The following is a 17,155-nucleotide window of genomic DNA, read 5'->3' on the forward strand; positions in this document are numbered from 1 at the left end:
GTTATCTTTATTAAAGGGAGTTTTTTATCAATGTCAGTCAACGTATACGATCAGGCAAATGCATTGGAAGATGCATTGCGCAAATCAGATGAATTCAAGAATATGAAAGAGTACTATGAAAAAGTAAATGCTAATCCAGAGTCGAAATCACTCTTCGATGAGTTCAGGGAAGTACAGATGAACCTGCAGCAAAAACAGATGCAAGGTGAGGAAATCCAGGAAGAAGATGTCCAAAAAGCACAGAAATCCGCTGAAGACATCGAAAAGGACGAAAACATCAAAGCTCTTATGGAAGCAGAACAGAAGATGAGTGAACTCATCCAGGATCTGAACCGTGTCATCATGAAGCCGATTGAAGAACTATACGGTGTAAATAACGAAAACTAATTGCTAAGAGGTCTGTTGAGGGCCTCTTTTCTTTTGGTTTTTGGTATACTGTAGATATAATGAGCAGAAAAGTCAGGTGAGGAATATTGTTTAAATTTATACATTGTGCAGACCTGCATCTGGACAGTCCATTCAAGTCCCGCTCGAAAATGATTCCAGGAATCTTTGACGTGCTTACAGAAAGTACATATATCAGTGTCAAAAGGATGATTGACTACGCGATCCAGGAAAAGGTCGACTTCCTTGTCATAGCAGGAGACATGTTCGATGCAGCGAACCGTACACTGAAATCCGAAGTGTTCATGAAACGCCAATTTGAACGTTTGAAAGAAGCCGGCATCTTCGTCTATATCATCCATGGCAACCATGACCCGTTGACAGATGGCTTCAAAGCGGAGTGGCCGGACAACGTCACGGTATTTGGTGAAAATGTAGAAACGTATGAGATGGTGAGTTCACACGGAGAACGTATCTTCCTCCACGGTTTCAGCTATTTCATGGATGATACATATGAAAACAGACTGGAGGAATATCCAGTCAATACAATGAACGAAGGCATACATATCGGCCTGCTGCATGGTACTTATTCCCAGAGTCAGTCCACCCAAAAACGATACACGGAATTCAATCTACGGATGTTGAATGAAAAACTGTATCATTATTGGGCGCTTGGCCATATCCATCAGCGTGAAGAATTGAGTGATCTGCCACCTGTGCATTACTCAGGTAATATACAAGGCCGCCATAAGAATGAGTATGGCGAAAAAGGCTTCCTTGTGGTGGAGGGCGATGATGTATATCTTACAACACGGTTCATCCCTGTACAGGAAATCATTTTTGCCGAGTATGAACTCGAAGTGGCAAACCTGAGCAAGCAGTCCCTTTACCAGGCAATTGCAGAATTCAAAAATCGCTTAAGGGATAAAGGAAAGCACATCATCCAGTTGACTACCGTCTATGATGGAGACGAGGAACTGACGGGTGCCGATCTGACTGAAGTAATTGAGTTGTTGAAGGAAGATGAGAGGGATATAAAAGAGTTCGTCTGGATTGATGACCTTAAGGTGAGGTACCTGCAGCAAGACAACATCGCCTTGATCAACGACATCAAAGCAAGTCATTCTTCCGATGAAGAACTGTTCAAAGAAGCGGTCAATGCGCTCTACATGGACCCGAGGCTGAACAGGTATCTGGACCCTGTGCAGGATATCATCCCGGAAGCGCTGCTTGAAGAGGGTGAAGAACGACTTAGAATGTTGATGAGGAAGTAGTGAATATATGAAAATTATTGGACTCGATATATATGGCTATGGAAAAATAACAGAAACAAAATTTGATACCAATAAACAATTAGTTCAACTCTTTGGCGAGAACGAGGCCGGCAAGTCAACGATGCAGTCGTTCATCCACTCCATTCTATTCGGATTCCCGACCCGTAAGGAACAGGAGCCGAGAAGAGAGCCGCGCATGCACAATCTATATGGGGGAAAGATTACAGTCGAATTTCCTGATGAGCCGGGCACCGTAGAGATCGAACGCATAAAAGGTAAAGTGCAGGGTGACGTCAAAATTTATTTTGAAGACGGGACTGTGCGTGGTGAAGAATGGCTCATCAAAAAATTGAATTTCATCGATAAAAGAACATACCGCTCGATCTTTTCCTTCGATGTGCTCGGACTGCAGGATATACACAAGAATATGACTGAAGACAAGCTGCAGGAGTACCTGCTTCGTGCAGGCGCGCTTGGCTCCCATGAATATGATGAGATGCTTAGTGCAATCGATTCCGAGCTAGGCACGATCTATAAGAAAAATGGTTCAAAGCCGGAATTGAATAAGGAAATTGCTGAAATGTCAGAGCTCAACGATAAGATCAGGGCGCTTGAGCAGGTGGAGGAACGGTACGATACTCTAACCAATGAAAGAGTGAAGAGTGAAGAAGCATTAAACTTCACCAAAGATGGTCTGCATCAGCTGGAATCGATAAGAAAGCAGAAAATGAAAGAAGTCGTTTACCATAAAGACATCAAAGAATGGAAGAATCTTGAGAGTCAAGTGAACATCGAACCGATCAATTTTCCTGAAAAAGGGATCGAGCGATATGAGAAGATGAAGCATCAACTCCAACAGTCCGATCAGGATATTGCCTTGCGTACAGAAAAATTAAAAGTTCTGGAAAAAGAGTTGGCAGGCATCAAAAAACCTGATGGAGAAAAAATCGCCCATTTGGAAGGTATATTGAAGAAAGAGCCTGAAATCAAGCAGAAGCGAATGGAGCACAAGCGTCTCGCTTCAGAAATAGCAAGCAATGAAGAAGCCATCGGCCTGCTCATGAGGGACGTAGGCTGGAGTGAGGAACATCATGAGGTCGATGATTCCAACATCGTGAAGGAGTCTGTTCAGTCGCTCCTTTCGAAATTGGATGAAGTGGCGCTGGAGGAACAATTTCTGGTGCGTGAATTCGATCAGGTGAAGTCCGACATCAGTCATTACGATAAGGAATTGGCACAGTTGGAAGCGGATCAGATCAGTGAAACGCGCATCAGAAAAAAGCAGGAACTGATGGACAAGGAATTTGAACTGAAGGAAAAGGAAAAGATGTTCAGTCTGATCGAAAAAGACTATGAACGGGAAAAACGTAAACGCAATAGATCCAGCAGGATGCAGCAGATGCTCATCATTGGGGTCGGGATCATTGCCCTGTTGGTTGGCATCTTCTATCTTGTCGGGTCAGAATGGGTGATAGGAAGTGCATCGGCCGTGGCCGGCGCACTGATATTGCTGCTACTTACCTTGAACAGGGAAAAACCGGATGAATCGCTGAAGGAGGACTATCAAAAAGAGGTCGCGGAACTTCAAGAAGCGATTGAAACCATCAACAGGAACCACAACATGGAGTTTGAGCTCAGTACCGCAAGAGAACTCAAAATGGATCTTAAGGAACTCAAGGCGAAACGCATTTCGACCCATGTCCGTCTTGAAGAACTGAAAGAAACTTTATCGAACAAAGAAGCACTGCATGATTCATTGAACACCGATTTGTCGAAGATGAAAGCAGATCTGAAGATAGATATGGACATGGAAAACAAATCAATGCCTGATGCCATCCACACGATCAGGGAGATAAAACAAAAGAGGAACCAGATCAACAGGTATCAAGTCGAGATGGATAATCTCACCCGTGAACTCCAGGAATTCAAAAGCAGCGTCAAGGAGGATCTGATGCATTACGGTATCCACTATGACGACGCGAGTGTATTCCATGATGTAAAGAATGCAGCATCCGACATGTATAAGGATGAAGCTGACCATACTCGATTGAATGATCAGATTACTCTCTTGCAGAATGAGAATAAGGTGCTTCAGGATAGCGTAAAAGAAGCGCACTACGAGATCAACTCTCTGTTCGACCAGGTTTTGGCAGAGGATGAAGAGACATATTATTACTATGCGAGAAAAGACGACGAACATAGAAGGAATGTCCGCCGTTATAATGAATTGGATGAGAAGTTGGGTGAAGAGCATTTCGATTATGATGCACGGAATGCCTTGGCCGATATCCTGATGTCTGAGCTGCGGGAGGAAGAAGAAGACATTGTCGAACAGATCGAAGCACTTAATGATAAGGTTCATGTGGAGCAAAAAACGCTGGCTGAACTGAACTCGGAGATCGCGATGATGGAGAGCGACGGTAAGTTAAGTGAACTTCATCACTTATATGAGATGAAAAAATCATATATCCAGAATATATCGAGAGACTACATGTCATTGAACTACATCCGGATACTGATTGAAGCGCACATCCGAAAGATTAAAGATGAACGTCTGCCTGTCGTCATCGAAGAGGCAAGGACTATTTTCCAGAAGATAACAAACGGACGTTATATCAACATCATCTATGATGATGACGGAGTGAAGGTCAGGCATGACAACGGTCAGCTCTTCCATCCGCTTGAACTGTCACAGTCTACAAAAGAAATGCTCTACATCAGTTTAAGGCTGAGTCTGATCAAGGCGTTGAAAGGGTATTATAAGTTACCTCTCATCATCGATGATGCCTTCGTGCATTTTGACAAGGAGAGGAAAAAGATCATCATGGATTATTTGAGGAATGAAGTGCAAGATCAGGTGCTGTATTTTACATGTAACCTCGATAACTCAATTCCTACGTCCCAAACCATCAAACTTAAAGAGAAAGTCAAATGAGGTGAGTGCACATGAATAATATATCGAAACTGAAGGCTGGAGATTCCGTCGACACTTTTTATCTTATAAAAAGGAGCCAGCAAGGCGTCACATCACAAGGTAAACCCTATATGACCCTGTTCCTGCAGGATCGCACGGGAGATATCGAAGCCAAGCTATGGACCGTTTCAAAAGAAGATATGGAAGTCCTGAAGCCAGAAACACTGATCAAGGTGAAAGGGGATATCATTGATTACCGCAACAAGAAACAGATGAAGATCGCTACCTTCAGATTAGCTACAGAAGAGGATGGGTTGAATCCTAAAGACTTCGTCGAGAAAGCGCCGATCGATGAAAACACCTTGTACGAAAGCATTATGGATTATGTGATCAAGATTGAAAATGGCAGTCTGCAAAGGATTGTAAGGCAGATGCTGAAGAAATATGGCAAGGAATTTTTAAGTTATCCGGCTGCAATGAGCAATCATCATGATTTCGTCTCCGGACTTGCCTACCACGTCCACTATATGCTGAGGACAGCAGAAGCGCTCTGCGACATCTATCCTTCACTGAACAGAAGCCTACTTTACAGCAGCATCATCCTTCATGATATAGGAAAGGTTAAGGAACTGTCTGGTCCTGTCGGTACAACCTATACGACTGAAGGAAATCTGATAGGGCATATCGTGATAGCGAGTGAAGAAATCTCCAAAGTGACAGCTGAACTCAATATAGAGGGAGAGGAAGTCCTGCTGCTTAAACATATGATTTTAAGTCACCACGGTAAGCTCGAATACGGTTCACCTAAGCAACCAATGCTGAAAGAAGCAGAAATCCTCCATTTCATCGACAATATAGATGCGCGCATGATGATGATGGATAAACACATAGACAAGGCGGAAAAAGGTCAGTTCACGGAACGGATCTTCCCTCTTGAAAGCCGCTTCTTCTACCGCCCGGAACATTTGGAATAAAAAATACCGGGACGCTAATTTTAGCGTCCCGGTATTTTTTTATTCTTCCGATTCCTCAGTCGGTTCTTCTACAGAAGTGTCGTCACCTGGTTTTTCAACTGGTTCTTCTGATTCCGGATTCAGGTAAGTATCCTCGATGTACGTCTTGATTTCTTCGTTTTTGAACTCTACATTATATTCTTTGAGCAATTCTTTGTAATACTCAAGGACTTTATCTGGGTTTTCTTGAATCTTCTCGTTGATCAGTTGACCTTTTATGGAATCGAGTTCTCCATCAATGTCTTTTTCTTCATGACGTTTGATGATGTGGTATCCGTATTCAGATTCGACAACATCCGAAATCTCACCTTTTTCGAGTTCGAATAGTGCATCTTCAAAACCTTCAACCATTTGTCCCCGTTGGACGTAGCCGAGTTCGCCGCTGTTTTGGGCACTACCGGTATCAGATGACTCTTCTTTGGCCACTTCTCCGAAGTCTTTGCCATCTTTGATTTCCTTAAGCAACTCTTCGGCTTTCTCTTTGCCTTCTTCGTCACTTAGGGCGTCCTCTCCATCTCCAGTCTCTATCAATATATGAGAGGCTTTACGGACGGATTTTTTTGCTTCTTCATCAGTGATATCAAATTTTTCACTGAAGAATTTATCATGGAAGGCGTTGTTGATCCGTTGTTTTTTGTATTTCTCGACGGTCATGCCTGGTTGTTGCTGCTGAAGCAGTGCGGCAAATTGATCTTCCCCGCCCATGCCTTCTATTTCTTCATTGATCTGTGATTCAATTTCTTCTGTGTCGATCTCATCAGCATATTTCTCTTTAAGTATTGTATCCAACGTCAGTTGGAATGTCTGGTTGGCTATACTGTCTGTTCCCAACTGGTTAAGTATGTCGTCTGTAGTTACATCACCTGCATCACTTGTGGCAAGGACGTCACCATATTCTGTTTCACTGGATGAGCTGTTTTCACTGTTATCGTCTGAGCATCCGGCCAGGCCGATGAGACCAAGTCCGAGCACCATGGGCGCTATTATCTTCTTCATTGCACAAATCTCCTTTGATAGTGGATACAGGTGCTAATATATCATAATAAAGCGACGAGGCACAATTGTAGTCCCCCGCCGCTTCATCAGATTGATTTTATTTGTCGCTGTTAAAGGTGTCCTGGATCTCTTCGACACGATTCTGTATATTATCCACATCTTTTTTGATATGTTCAATATTTGGATTGATATCCGCCTGGAAGTTGCTGATCATTGTTTTGACTTCGTCCCCAAGCGTTTCAAACACTTCCTGTGATTCGCGCTTAGTCTGGAGGAAAGAGGATTTCACTTCATTCGCTTCCATTTTAAGCTGATTCATCTGTGTCTTCATATTTCCGGACCCGGATTTAAGGGAAGATTGCAATTCAGCTCCTGACTTCGGGGCATTCAAAACAGCGATGAGTGTACCGCCCGCTACACCGACAGCGAAGCCTGCCGCTAGATTTCTGAATTTCATACAGTGTCACGTCCTTTTTGATTTATATTACATTACCCTCATGTTCTCGGGTTCATGCATCCAATTGTTCACGGATTGAGCGGGCGATTTCTTTTTTCTCTTCATCAGAGTGCAAGTTCTCATCAGACTGCCATTCATATCCGAACCCATCATATTCTGCCTTGTAGCGTGGGATGAGGTGGAAGTGTAGATGGAAGACGGATTGGGAAGCGTAGGAGCCGTTATTCTGGATGACATTCAGGCCATCGGGATTAAAAGTACTCTTCAACGCATTCGCCATCTTCGTGACGACTTTCATGATGTGCGCGCCGGTTTCTTCATCGAGATCATAAATGTTTTCAATCGGTTTGCGGGGTATGACCAGCGTATGCCCCTTTGATAGGGGGAAGGCGTCCATGAAGGCGATGCATGTTTCATCTTCATATAGGATGTTTGCTGGAATTTCACCGTCTGCAATCTGTTCAAAAATGGTTTTACTCATTCATTGTACCTCCATTGTTCTCTTGTGATATATTTACTTAGTATCAGTATACAAATAATAACCTACATTTAAAAGGAAGTTGAATATGGTACTTCAAATAGATCAATTGACCGGCGGCTACTCCAAAGTCCCGGTTATACATGATATTTCGTTCAATATCGATAAAGGTGAAATAATAGGTCTGATCGGATTGAACGGTGCAGGGAAAAGTACGACTATCAAGCATATATTGGGTCTGTTAAGACCGCACTCCGGAGAGATCAGGGTAGGGGGTGTGACTGCTGATGAAGATATCGAGGCGTACCGCAGGCAATTAGCCTACATTCCGGAGTCACCGGTCCTCTACGAAGAGCTCACCTTGAAAGAACACATCAATATGACAGCCATGGCTTACGGGATAGATGAAGCAACTGCGATGCAGCGTGCAGACAAACTGCTTAAGATCTTCCGGCTGGAAACAAAAATAGATATGTTCCCGACACATTTCTCCAAAGGCATGAAACAAAAAGTCATGCTGATCTGTGCTTTCTTGTCCCACCCTGAACTTTTCATCATCGACGAACCGTTCCTTGGGCTGGATCCACTTGGCATAGAATCACTCATACAATTGATGGTAGAGGAAAAGGAGCAGGGGCGCTCGATACTGATGAGCACCCATATCCTTGCCACTGCAGAACGCTACTGTGATCGATTCGCTATCGTCGACGACGGGCATTTGACTGCAATCGGCACACTGCCGGAGTTGCGGGAGGAGTGGCATATGCCAGGGGCGACTCTTGATGAGGTCTACCTCAAAATAACAGGGGGAGAAGTCTACGATGACTGATCGACTGTTCAGAATGCGGATGAATGAGGATGTTGCAAGGCGCAGCCATTACGGGAAATTCATATTCAACAGCCATTTCCTCATATTCTTATCGATAGCAATCGGATTCTTCCTATATTCCTTATTATCGCTCGTCCAGACACTCACCCCATCCTTCTGGCTGAATGTCATCATCTCATTTGTACTCGGCATCACGCTGCTGCCGTCCTACCGAACTTTATTCAAGCAGGCGGATGGAATCTTCCTGTTGGCCTATGAAGCGCAGCTAAAAGACTATCTTAGAGCGGTAGATCGCTACTCTCTGACACTTGGGCTATGGAGGCCGGTTGCAGGTGGCGTTGTTGCGTTGATTCTGATGACGGCAGGACACCCGGCCATTGAAATAATCATTGCACTGCTAGCCTCAGTTTTTTTCTACGTGATGAATTTCATGATCAGAAAAGAAATCATCAATTCAGAGTGGCCTGTGCTGCCCGTATCATTCGGATTGATCGCCCTGACCATCCTCTCGCTTATCTTGATCCTTACAGAGCCCATCCTGATTGTATTGCCGTTCATCGTCTACGCGCTCCTCCTGCTCTTTGCCAAAAAGCATAGTCATGCAAGTATGGATTGGCGAAAACTGATCGGTTACGAAGAGGAACAGCTGAACAAGTATTACCAGACGGTCTCGTTGTTTACGAATGTCAGTCATATAGATAAGCAGTTCAAGCGTAGAAGATATTTGGACCCGCTACTCTGGAAACCAAAAGAAGCTTCCTTCAACAAAGAAAAGATGTATGAATACCTTTTCTACCGGACGTTCGCCCGAGACCATGATCTGCCTATGATCGTCCTAAGATTACTGGTTCTGTTCGGTGTCGTTATGGTATGGATCGCCAACTTGTATCTATCTGTAGTCATCGCACTTTTTGGCATATACATCATCGTCCTTCAGATGTCTCAGATCTATACAGCACAGGCATACTTGCTCTGGCCGAAGGTCTGGCCGGTGGATCGGTCATATATACAGAAGAGTTATGTAACCTATTCACATAAATTGGTGTTCGTGATAGCGCTGATTTTCAGCATCCTTTTCATATCAATCCACCCGGGATATTTCTACTTAGGGATCATGTTCCCGCTCTGGGGGTACATCATCAACCGAAGCTTGAGCCGGGCGGTCTACAGAAAAGAAAAAGAACTAAGCGACTGAGTCACTCAGTCGCTTAGAAGTCGTCCTCTCCATCTTCTTCATTGTCTTTCAGCGGGAGATAGAATTTGGAAGAAATCGATTTATGGAAAAGCGATTCCTCCGTCCTGAATTTTGCCAGGGCATCGGTGCTCAGGAAGTCGGAGTAGCCATCGGTATCCTTGAAGTCGTAATAGGTTGAGGACTGGGCCCAGCCAATCATTACTATGAATTCGTCTTCGCCGAGTGCTTCGCCGATACGGTAGAACTGTACGCCACGCGTGTTGTCAAGCACTTCTGAAAGTCTAGACAGATGGCCATGCACAGGGCCTTTACTGTCTCCGGGCACAGGAATGAAATGGATTGAAACCGGAGAGTGTTCATCAAGTTCACTGGTCGAATGACTCAAATTATATGAATGCCTTGAACTGAACATGCTTTCCTTTTCTTCGGATTCATAATATAGGAGGGCGTCTTTGCCGATTGCTGCGATGTTGAGCCCTTCATTATTCTTTTTCAAATCAATCATGTAGGATATTGTTCCTGTCGTCAGATGTAAGTTCATCTATTTCACCTCGTCGTTAGTCTTATTACAGTTATACCTTAAACGCTAATGTCTTAAACCTGGTTCAAATGAATCGAATTTTTGACATTATGCCACTTATTTCAATTCGCCTGCTTCAATATGTTAAAATACTGGGTGGATATATATATAAATTGGAGGAGAATGATGTGTTCAACGATACAATATTGAAAGCAGCAAGGGGAGAGAAGACGGATCATACCCCTGTATGGTTTATGCGTCAGGTTGGTAGGAGTCAGCCTGAGTACAACAAGGTGAAAGAAAAGTACTCTTTGCTTGAAATCACAAGACAACCTGAGCTGACAGCTTATCTGACAGGCACACCGGTAGAAAACTATAATGTCGATGCGGCAGTACTGTATAAGGACATCGTATCACCATTGGCCCCGATGGGCATCGATGTCGACATCAAACCTGGTGTCGGCCCAGTCATTTCAAATCCAATCAGAGACATAAAAGATGTAGAAAAACTTGGAGAGCTGGATCCTTATAAAGATCTCGACTACATCTACAAGACAATTAAAATATTGACTGAAGAAAAACTCCAAGTACCGCTCATCGGCTTCTGCGGTGCGCCGTTTACTGTAGCAAGCTATATGATTGAAGGTGGACCAACCAAAAATTACCATAAGACGAAGACGATGATGTATAATCAACCAGAAACTTGGTTCAAGCTGATGGATAAGCTGACTGAGATGAGCATCCGTTATCTTAGTGCCCAAGTGGACTCCGGAGCGAAAATGATACAAATCTTCGACTCATGGGGCGGGGCGTTAAGTAAAGAAGATTATGCATATTATCTATCCCCTTCGATGGACAAGATCATCAGAGCCATCCAAGAAAAGGGTGTACCAGTAATCGTCTTTGGAATCAGTGCCTCCCACCTTATTCCCGAATGGAATAAACTCAGCATGGATGTGTTGGGTCTTGACTGGAGAACGTCAATCAATGAAGCGAGGGAAATGGGTGTCAAAAAAGCACTTCAGGGCAACCTTGACCCAGCATTGTTGCTTGCAGATTGGAACGTCATCGAAGCGCGGGCGAAAGACATCCTAGATCAGGGGAACAATGAAGGTCATATATTCAACCTCGGACACGGGGTGTTCCCAGCAGTTGAGCCGGACACATTAAAACGTCTTACGGCTTTCGTTCATGAATACAGTAAAGGAAAGTGATAGTGATGAAAGAGAAAAAAGGATTGCTTGTCATGGCGTACGGTACGCCTTATAAAGAAGAAGATATTGAACCATATTACACGCATATAAGGCGTGGCAGAAAACCTTCTGAAGAAGCGCTCCAAGATTTGAAGGACCGCTACGAAGCGATCGGTGGCATTTCACCGCTTGCTGATACGACAAAAAGGCAGGCAGAAGCGTTGGCAGCTAAACTCAACGCTTCGCAAGATGCAGTGGAATATGAATTGTTCATTGGACTCAAACACATCGACCCATTCATCGAGGATGCGGTTGAAGCGATGCATGACCATGGCATCAAAGAAGCTGTTTCAGTCGTACTGGCACCTCATTACTCGAACTTTTCAGTCGGTTCCTACAACAAGCGTGCTCATGAAGAGGCCGAGAAGTATGGTATTTCAATCAAATCGGTGGAATCTTATTATGAACAGGAACCGTTTATTGATTTCTGGACAGAAGCAGTGAAATCTTCCCTTGCTGAAGTACCGGATTCCGAGCTAGATGAGACGGCGGTCATCGTCAGTGCACATAGTCTGCCTGAGAAGATTAAAGAGCATAATGACCCGTATCCGGATCAGCTTGCTGAAACTGCAAAATTGATCCAGGATAACGCTAATCTAAAGAACGTGCATATAGGTTGGCAGTCAGAAGGAAACACCCCGGATCCATGGCTTGGTCCGGACGTCCAAGATCTGACACGTGACTTGCATGCCGAATACGGTTACAAGCATTTCGTCTATCTGCCAGTCGGCTTTGTCTGCGAGCACCTTGAAGTGCTGTTTGACAATGACGTCGAGTGCAAAGTGGTATGTGATGAAGTCGGTGCGGGCTATCATAGGCCAACGATGCCGAATACTGATGAACGCTACATCCAAGCAATGATAAACGAAATAAATAGATTGTAGTAAAGGCGGATTAACTTGAAGAAAATTGCAGTTATAGGCGCAGGTATAACAGGTTTATCAGCAGCGTACTATCTCTCGAAGCTGGAAGATGTCGAAGTGGACGTGTATGAAAAGAGTGACCGTGCAGGCGGTAAGATCAACACGTACCGAAAAGACGGATACGCAATTGAACTTGGTCCTGAATCCTATCTTGCCAGAAAGCAGAGCATGACGGATTTGGCTGAGGAGATCGGCCTCGGAGATGACCTTGTGCGAAATTCAACAGGAACATCCTATATTTACGTGAACAACAAGCTCTCATCCCTACCAAAAGGTTCAGTCCTCGGGATGCCAACCGAGCTTGTACCGTTCATGACGACAGATCTCATCTCTGCTAATGCCAAACTGCGTGCCGGTGTTGATTTCCTTAAGAAGCCAACCCCCGTATATACAGATATCTCTGTCGGCCACTTCTTCAGGGGACGGCTGGGTGATGAGGTTTTGGAAAATATCATTGAACCATTGCTTTCTGGCATCTACAGTACAAAAATAGATGAACTCAGCCTACTGTCGACCTTCCCTCATTTCAAGGAACTTGAAGAACAGCACGGTAGCCTGATCAAAGGGGTCTATCATCAAAAGAATCAAAAAGCCGGAGGTGCCAAAACCCCTACCGGTAAAAAACAGGGGCAATTCCTACAGTTCAAGCATGGTCTACAGTCCTTCATAGACCGACTGAAAGAGACCACTGAGCAACAAGGTGCCTCGATGCATTTCGGATACGATGTCAGTGCCATCAAAAAACATGGCAAACGCTATCGCCTGACCGCAAACGAACGTACAAAAGAGTATGACAACATCATCGTGACGACGCCACACTTCCAATACAAAAGGTGGTTCAACGACCTTTCGCTTGAATATTTCAAGCATATGGAAGCCACAAGTGTTGCGACAGTGGTCATGGCCTTTGATGAGAATCAGGTCAAAAATGATATAGATGGTACAGGTTTCGTTGTCAGCCGCAAGATGGATACGACCATTACAGCATGTACGTGGACCAGCAAGAAGTGGACGTATTCCGCTCCGGAAGGCAAAGCACTTCTACGCGCTTATGTCGGTCGCCCGGGCGATCCGATCGTCAACGAGAAGGATGATGATGAAATCATCCGCTTGGCTAGAAAAGACCTTGATGATATCATGACGATCAATGGAGAACCTGAACTATCCATCGTAACCCGCTTGAAAAACTCCATGCCACAGTATAAAGTCGGCCATAAAGAAATGATCGCCGGAATCAAGGAATATATGGCCAAACAGTATCCAGGAATCATCCTGACAGGTGCTTCGCATAATGGGGTAGGACTGCCGGATTGTGTGGATCAGGCCATAGAAGCAGTAGAATCAATTTCAGAATAAATGTAAAAAAATGCCCCGGATGTTATTATGATAATATCAGGGCATTTTTAATAAGGAGGCACCAGTTGAATGAAATTCATTTCGAATAATGACATCAAAGATCCAATGATCAATCTCGCTATGGAAGAATACGTGTTGCGTGAAATACCTACAGACGATTCCTATTTCCTGTTCTATGTAAATCAGCCTTCCATCATCATCGGCAAAAACCAGAACACGATCGAGGAGATAAACGAACCTTATATACGTGAAAATGACATAAAGGTTGTACGTCGTGTATCGGGAGGGGGCGCGGTCTATCATGATGAGGGTAACTTGAACTTCAGCTTCATAACAGAAGACGATGGAGAGAGTTTCCATAACTTCAGCAAGTTCACTCAACCTATTGTGGATGTACTGCAGAACATGGGTGTCAATGCAGCATTGTCTGGACGTAACGACCTAGAGATTGATGGAAAAAAAGTCTCGGGGAATGCTATGTTTACACAAAAGGGCCGGATGTTCTCTCATGGCACGCTGATGCTAGATAGTGACATCTCAGAAGTCCAGAATGCGCTCAGGGTGAATAAGAAGAAGATTGAATCAAAAGGAGTAAAATCAGTAAGAGGCCGTGTCGGCAACATCAACGATTTTATGGAAGAACCTCTTGATATAGAAACATTTAAACAGAAAATACTCGAATCCATATTCGATGGCAGCGAAAATATTGAAGAATATGTGCTGACTGAAGAGGATTGGGAAAGAATCTATAAGTTATCGGAAGAGAAGTATCAGACGTGGGATTGGAATTATGGCAAAAACCCTAAATACAATTTTGATGTCTCCCACAAGTTCGATGCAGGTTTGTTGGACGTCAGGCTTAATGTCAAGAAGGGCAGAATAGAACAGGCAAAAATATTCGGCGACTTTTTTGGCGTAGGAGAAGTGAATGTCATCGAAGAACGACTGATCGGCACCGAGCATAATCGTGAAGCCATCGACAAAGCGTTGGCGGATGTCGATATCAGTTTTTACCTCGGCAGGATCACCAGAGAGGAATTTCTCGATCTAATTGCATAAAAATAAGCTGACTGTTAACCATATGTATAATCTACCGGTTAACAGTCAGCTTTTTTTATATTGATTACTCTTCAGCAGCATCTTCATTATCCATTTCCTTTAGCTTTGATGTATATATCATAAACTTCTCTTCATCTTTTTCTACAAGTGATGCTTCAATCTTTTCAAGGTATAGCTTGCGATTATAGTCGTCAATCGCTTCTTGGAGAAGAAGTTCGGCAGAAAGGTCGTTTATGGTGTTGATGAAGACTCTCAACTGGTTCGCCGGGTATACTTGCTTATTCATCTCTACATCCCCCTTCATCATTTGGTTGTTACAAATTATATAACACGAAATGCCATAGGTCAAACAACATTTCGAATATTCCGTTAATTTAATAATGTAAAATTACATTAAAGCAATTTATTTAACATTTTGTTATATTATAGTTAACAAAAATAAATGCATGTGCTATTATTTAATTAACATAAAGCAAAGGGGAGCATGCGATGAAAAGACTTCATTACCAGATACACGAGGAAACGATGTATATCGTGCCGATCGACAATGATGGGATGATCGAAAGTCGGATTGGAGAAGCGTACGGAGAGGGGATCGAATGCAGACTCAATCCAAATAAAGTGATAGAGAGGAATTGCCGTAGCCATTCGCAGAACTATCATGCGAGAAAAGATTTGAGCAGGACGTTGACCGGCATCTCAAGCAAAGTACCGATCATCATCGATCTATTCGGATCTTACATATATTTCTGCACCCATTCCGATCGGATTAGTGAAAATAACTGGTTCAACATCAATCATATTCAATCCTATATGAATGATGAGGGCATGACACGGGTGCTATTTTCAAATAATGAAGAGCGGATAATAGACATTTCATATACATCCTTCAACAATCAATACTTGAACGCCTTGAAGCTGCATTATAAATTCAATCAGCAGAAAGAGAAGTATCAGAAGAAAGAAATGAGTATGCAGTTCCAATATCCTACCATGGGACGGGGAGAAGCGGCACGAGTGAACGAAACGATCTATCATTCTTATATAAGTTACATAAATGGGTTGGAAGTTAAGCGAGAAGTGTAATAAGAATATAAAACATGTGCTCAAACGGTTGAAATACTGTGTAAAGTTGTTATAATTGTAAATGTTCGATTGAAATTGACAGCATTCCACAGTAGCTCAGTGGTAGAGCTATCGGCTGTTAACCGATCGGTCGTAGGTTCGAATCCTACCTGTGGAGCCATGGAGATGTACTCAAGTGGCTGAAGAGGCGCCCCTGCTAAGGGTGTAGGTCGGTATTCCCGGCGCGAGGGTTCAAATCCCTCCATCTCCGTACCAATCCCGTAACCCCTGTGGTTATGGGGTTTTCTTTTTGTGTGGCCACGCTATGGCCACGGAATGGACACCAAAACGTATTTATAGGCCGGATATGGCGTCCTTTTCTGTGCTTGGATAAAGATGGCCATACACCTTTTCGATGGTAACTGATGAAGCGTGTCCGAGTCTTTTGGCCAGTGTCTCCCGGTCCATGCCCAACCGATTGATGCAGTCGGATGCATGGGAGTGTCTGAATTCATGTATCTTGATTCTTTTAATATCTGTCTGCTTCACCAGCGCATCGTATTTTTTCCCCACTGTTGTTTCTCCAATGGATTGGTAAAAGGAGCCGAACACGACATAATCCTCTTTATATGGTTGATTCTCCTGATACCATGCTTTATACTCCTGCAGCACCTCAATTACGTGGCCCGGAATGTACACTTTCCGTTTGGAAGTCTTGGTTTTTGGCTTGTGGACTTGGCCATTGTAGTTTGTCTTATCTATATTAATATACCCTTCCTGAAAATTGATATCCCGCCAGGTCAGCGCCCGTTGCTCTCCATGTCGCACACCACTGAAGTATAGCAACCTGAAATAAGCCCTGTATCGTAAATCCTCTATTACACTATAGAAATGTTCAAACTCCGCTACAGTCCAATAATTCCACGTATAGTCCTCATCATTCTCAATGTTGCCTGCTAGTGCCGCGACATTGGATTTTAAGTCATAGAACTTCATGCCATGCGACAATATGCTACTGAGCGCAGTATGGATATCCTGAACGTACCCCTTCGATAGCTTCTTTCCTCTAAACTCTTTTTCCTGCATATGCTTATGAAAATCCAATATGTCCTTTGTGGTCATGTTATAGACATCTATGTTCCTGAAATATGGATCCAGATGATTATTGATGTAATTCTTCATGGTTTTAATACTGGACGGCTTTCTACGATCCGCGTACCATTCCAGATAATCATTGGATAGATGAGTGAAGGGGAGTGCATCTTTGATTGCCCCTTCATCCAAGCTGATGAAGAAGTCATCTTCATACGTTCGAGCGTCCTTGCGGCGTCTGAACCCTCTTTTCTTGTGATATCTCCGTTCTCCAAACTTATCCATATAAGACAAACTGACATAGTATGTCTTTCTGCTTTCATCCTTGTATATCGGCATGTTTATTC

17 protein-coding genes and 2 tRNA genes are annotated in these 17,155 nt (G+C 43.6%); 13 read left to right on the forward strand and 6 right to left on the reverse strand.

The window, feature by feature from the left end; genetic code table 11:
* Window positions 1–30 precede the first annotated feature (30 nt).
* From ABD734_RS05520 to yhaM, 4 genes are all read left to right on the forward strand, one after another.
* Window positions 31–387, forward strand: a complete 357-nt coding sequence (locus ABD734_RS05520) for a YlbF/YmcA family competence regulator (RefSeq protein ID WP_344702214.1) — start codon at window positions 31–33, stop codon at window positions 385–387.
* 86 nt (window positions 388–473) lie between these two features.
* A complete protein-coding gene (locus tag ABD734_RS05525) occupies window positions 474–1,658 on the forward strand; it encodes a metallophosphoesterase family protein (protein ID WP_344702216.1) in 1,185 nt (394 codons plus the stop codon).
* A gap of 7 nt (window positions 1,659–1,665) precedes the next feature.
* A complete protein-coding gene (locus tag ABD734_RS05530; protein ID WP_344702218.1) occupies window positions 1,666–4,593 on the forward strand; it encodes an ATP-binding protein in 2,928 nt (975 codons plus the stop codon).
* A gap of 11 nt (window positions 4,594–4,604) precedes the next feature.
* On the forward strand, window positions 4,605–5,546 hold the full coding sequence (yhaM, locus tag ABD734_RS05535; protein WP_344702220.1) for a 3'-5' exoribonuclease YhaM: 942 nt from the start codon (window positions 4,605–4,607) through the stop codon (window positions 5,544–5,546).
* Between the two features lie 39 nt (window positions 5,547–5,585).
* Here the strand turns inward: yhaM and ABD734_RS05540 are convergent, their stop codons facing one another.
* The 3 genes from ABD734_RS05540 to ABD734_RS05550 all read right to left on the reverse strand — a co-directional run bounded on the left by ABD734_RS05540 (window position 5,586) and on the right by ABD734_RS05550 (window position 7,519).
* Window positions 5,586–6,581, reverse strand: a complete 996-nt coding sequence (locus ABD734_RS05540) for a peptidylprolyl isomerase (RefSeq protein WP_344702222.1) — start codon at window positions 6,579–6,581, stop codon at window positions 5,586–5,588.
* A gap of 97 nt (window positions 6,582–6,678) precedes the next feature.
* Window positions 6,679–7,038: a YtxH domain-containing protein gene (locus ABD734_RS05545; RefSeq protein WP_344702224.1), complete on the reverse strand. Its 360-nt coding sequence runs from the start codon at window positions 7,036–7,038 to the stop codon at window positions 6,679–6,681.
* Between the two features lie 52 nt (window positions 7,039–7,090).
* Window positions 7,091–7,519 (reverse strand): HIT family protein, encoded by a 429-nt coding sequence (locus ABD734_RS05550; protein ID WP_344702226.1) that lies wholly within the window; start codon window positions 7,517–7,519, stop codon window positions 7,091–7,093.
* A gap of 85 nt (window positions 7,520–7,604) precedes the next feature.
* Between ABD734_RS05550 and ABD734_RS05555 the strand changes: the two genes are divergently transcribed.
* A complete protein-coding gene (locus ABD734_RS05555; protein ID WP_344702228.1) occupies window positions 7,605–8,345 on the forward strand; it encodes an ABC transporter ATP-binding protein in 741 nt (246 codons plus the stop codon).
* The gene (locus ABD734_RS05560; RefSeq protein WP_344702230.1) at window positions 8,338–9,540 is read left to right on the forward strand and encodes an ABC transporter permease; all 1,203 of its coding nucleotides are present in this window, start codon (window positions 8,338–8,340) and stop codon (window positions 9,538–9,540) included. Before ABD734_RS05555 ends, ABD734_RS05560 begins: the two co-directional genes overlap by 8 nt.
* A 13-nt stretch (window positions 9,541–9,553) precedes the next feature.
* Here the strand turns inward: ABD734_RS05560 and ABD734_RS05565 are convergent, their stop codons facing one another.
* Window positions 9,554–10,081, reverse strand: a complete 528-nt coding sequence (locus ABD734_RS05565; protein ID WP_344702232.1) for a hypothetical protein — start codon at window positions 10,079–10,081, stop codon at window positions 9,554–9,556.
* A 167-nt stretch (window positions 10,082–10,248) separates the two neighbouring features.
* Here ABD734_RS05565 and hemE point away from each other — a divergent pair, with 167 nt between their 5' ends.
* The 4 genes from hemE (at window position 10,249) to lplA (ending at window position 14,651) form a co-directional block, all read left to right on the forward strand.
* Window positions 10,249–11,274 carry a uroporphyrinogen decarboxylase gene (gene hemE / locus ABD734_RS05570; protein WP_344702234.1) on the forward strand — a complete coding sequence of 342 codons (1,026 nt, stop codon included), beginning with the start codon at window positions 10,249–10,251 and terminating at the stop codon, window positions 11,272–11,274.
* A 5-nt stretch (window positions 11,275–11,279) separates the two neighbouring features.
* On the forward strand, window positions 11,280–12,197 hold the full coding sequence (gene hemH / locus ABD734_RS05575) for a ferrochelatase (RefSeq protein WP_344702236.1): 918 nt from the start codon (window positions 11,280–11,282) through the stop codon (window positions 12,195–12,197).
* 15 nt (window positions 12,198–12,212) lie between these two features.
* Window positions 12,213–13,592, forward strand: coding sequence for a protoporphyrinogen oxidase (gene hemY, locus ABD734_RS05580; RefSeq protein WP_344702238.1), 1,380 nt, complete (start codon window positions 12,213–12,215; stop codon window positions 13,590–13,592).
* Between the two features lie 69 nt (window positions 13,593–13,661).
* Window positions 13,662–14,651, forward strand: coding sequence for a lipoate--protein ligase (gene lplA / locus ABD734_RS05585; protein WP_344702240.1), 990 nt, complete (start codon window positions 13,662–13,664; stop codon window positions 14,649–14,651).
* 64 nt (window positions 14,652–14,715) lie between these two features.
* On the opposite strand, the gene ABD734_RS05590 is transcribed toward lplA, so the two are convergent.
* Window positions 14,716–14,937, reverse strand: a complete 222-nt coding sequence (locus ABD734_RS05590) for a hypothetical protein (RefSeq protein WP_344702243.1) — start codon at window positions 14,935–14,937, stop codon at window positions 14,716–14,718.
* A gap of 203 nt (window positions 14,938–15,140) precedes the next feature.
* On the opposite strand from ABD734_RS05590, the gene ABD734_RS05595 reads away from it, so the two are divergent.
* The 3 genes from ABD734_RS05595 to ABD734_RS05605 all read left to right on the forward strand — a co-directional run bounded on the left by ABD734_RS05595 (window position 15,141) and on the right by ABD734_RS05605 (window position 15,987).
* On the forward strand, window positions 15,141–15,737 hold the full coding sequence (locus ABD734_RS05595) for a competence protein ComK (protein WP_344702245.1): 597 nt from the start codon (window positions 15,141–15,143) through the stop codon (window positions 15,735–15,737).
* An 85-nt stretch (window positions 15,738–15,822) separates the two neighbouring features.
* Window positions 15,823–15,897 (forward strand) — tRNA-Asn (locus ABD734_RS05600).
* A 1-nt stretch (window position 15,898) separates the two neighbouring features.
* Window positions 15,899–15,987 (forward strand) — tRNA-Ser (locus ABD734_RS05605).
* A gap of 83 nt (window positions 15,988–16,070) precedes the next feature.
* Here ABD734_RS05605 and ABD734_RS05610 read toward each other — a convergent pair.
* Window positions 16,071–17,147: a tyrosine-type recombinase/integrase gene (locus ABD734_RS05610; protein WP_344702248.1), complete on the reverse strand. Its 1,077-nt coding sequence runs from the start codon at window positions 17,145–17,147 to the stop codon at window positions 16,071–16,073.
* Between the last annotated feature and the right edge of the window lie 8 nt (window positions 17,148–17,155).

The organism is Salinicoccus jeotgali, from assembly GCF_039538805.1.
GTDB classification, from domain to species: Bacteria; Bacillota; Bacilli; order Staphylococcales; family Salinicoccaceae; genus Salinicoccus; species Salinicoccus jeotgali.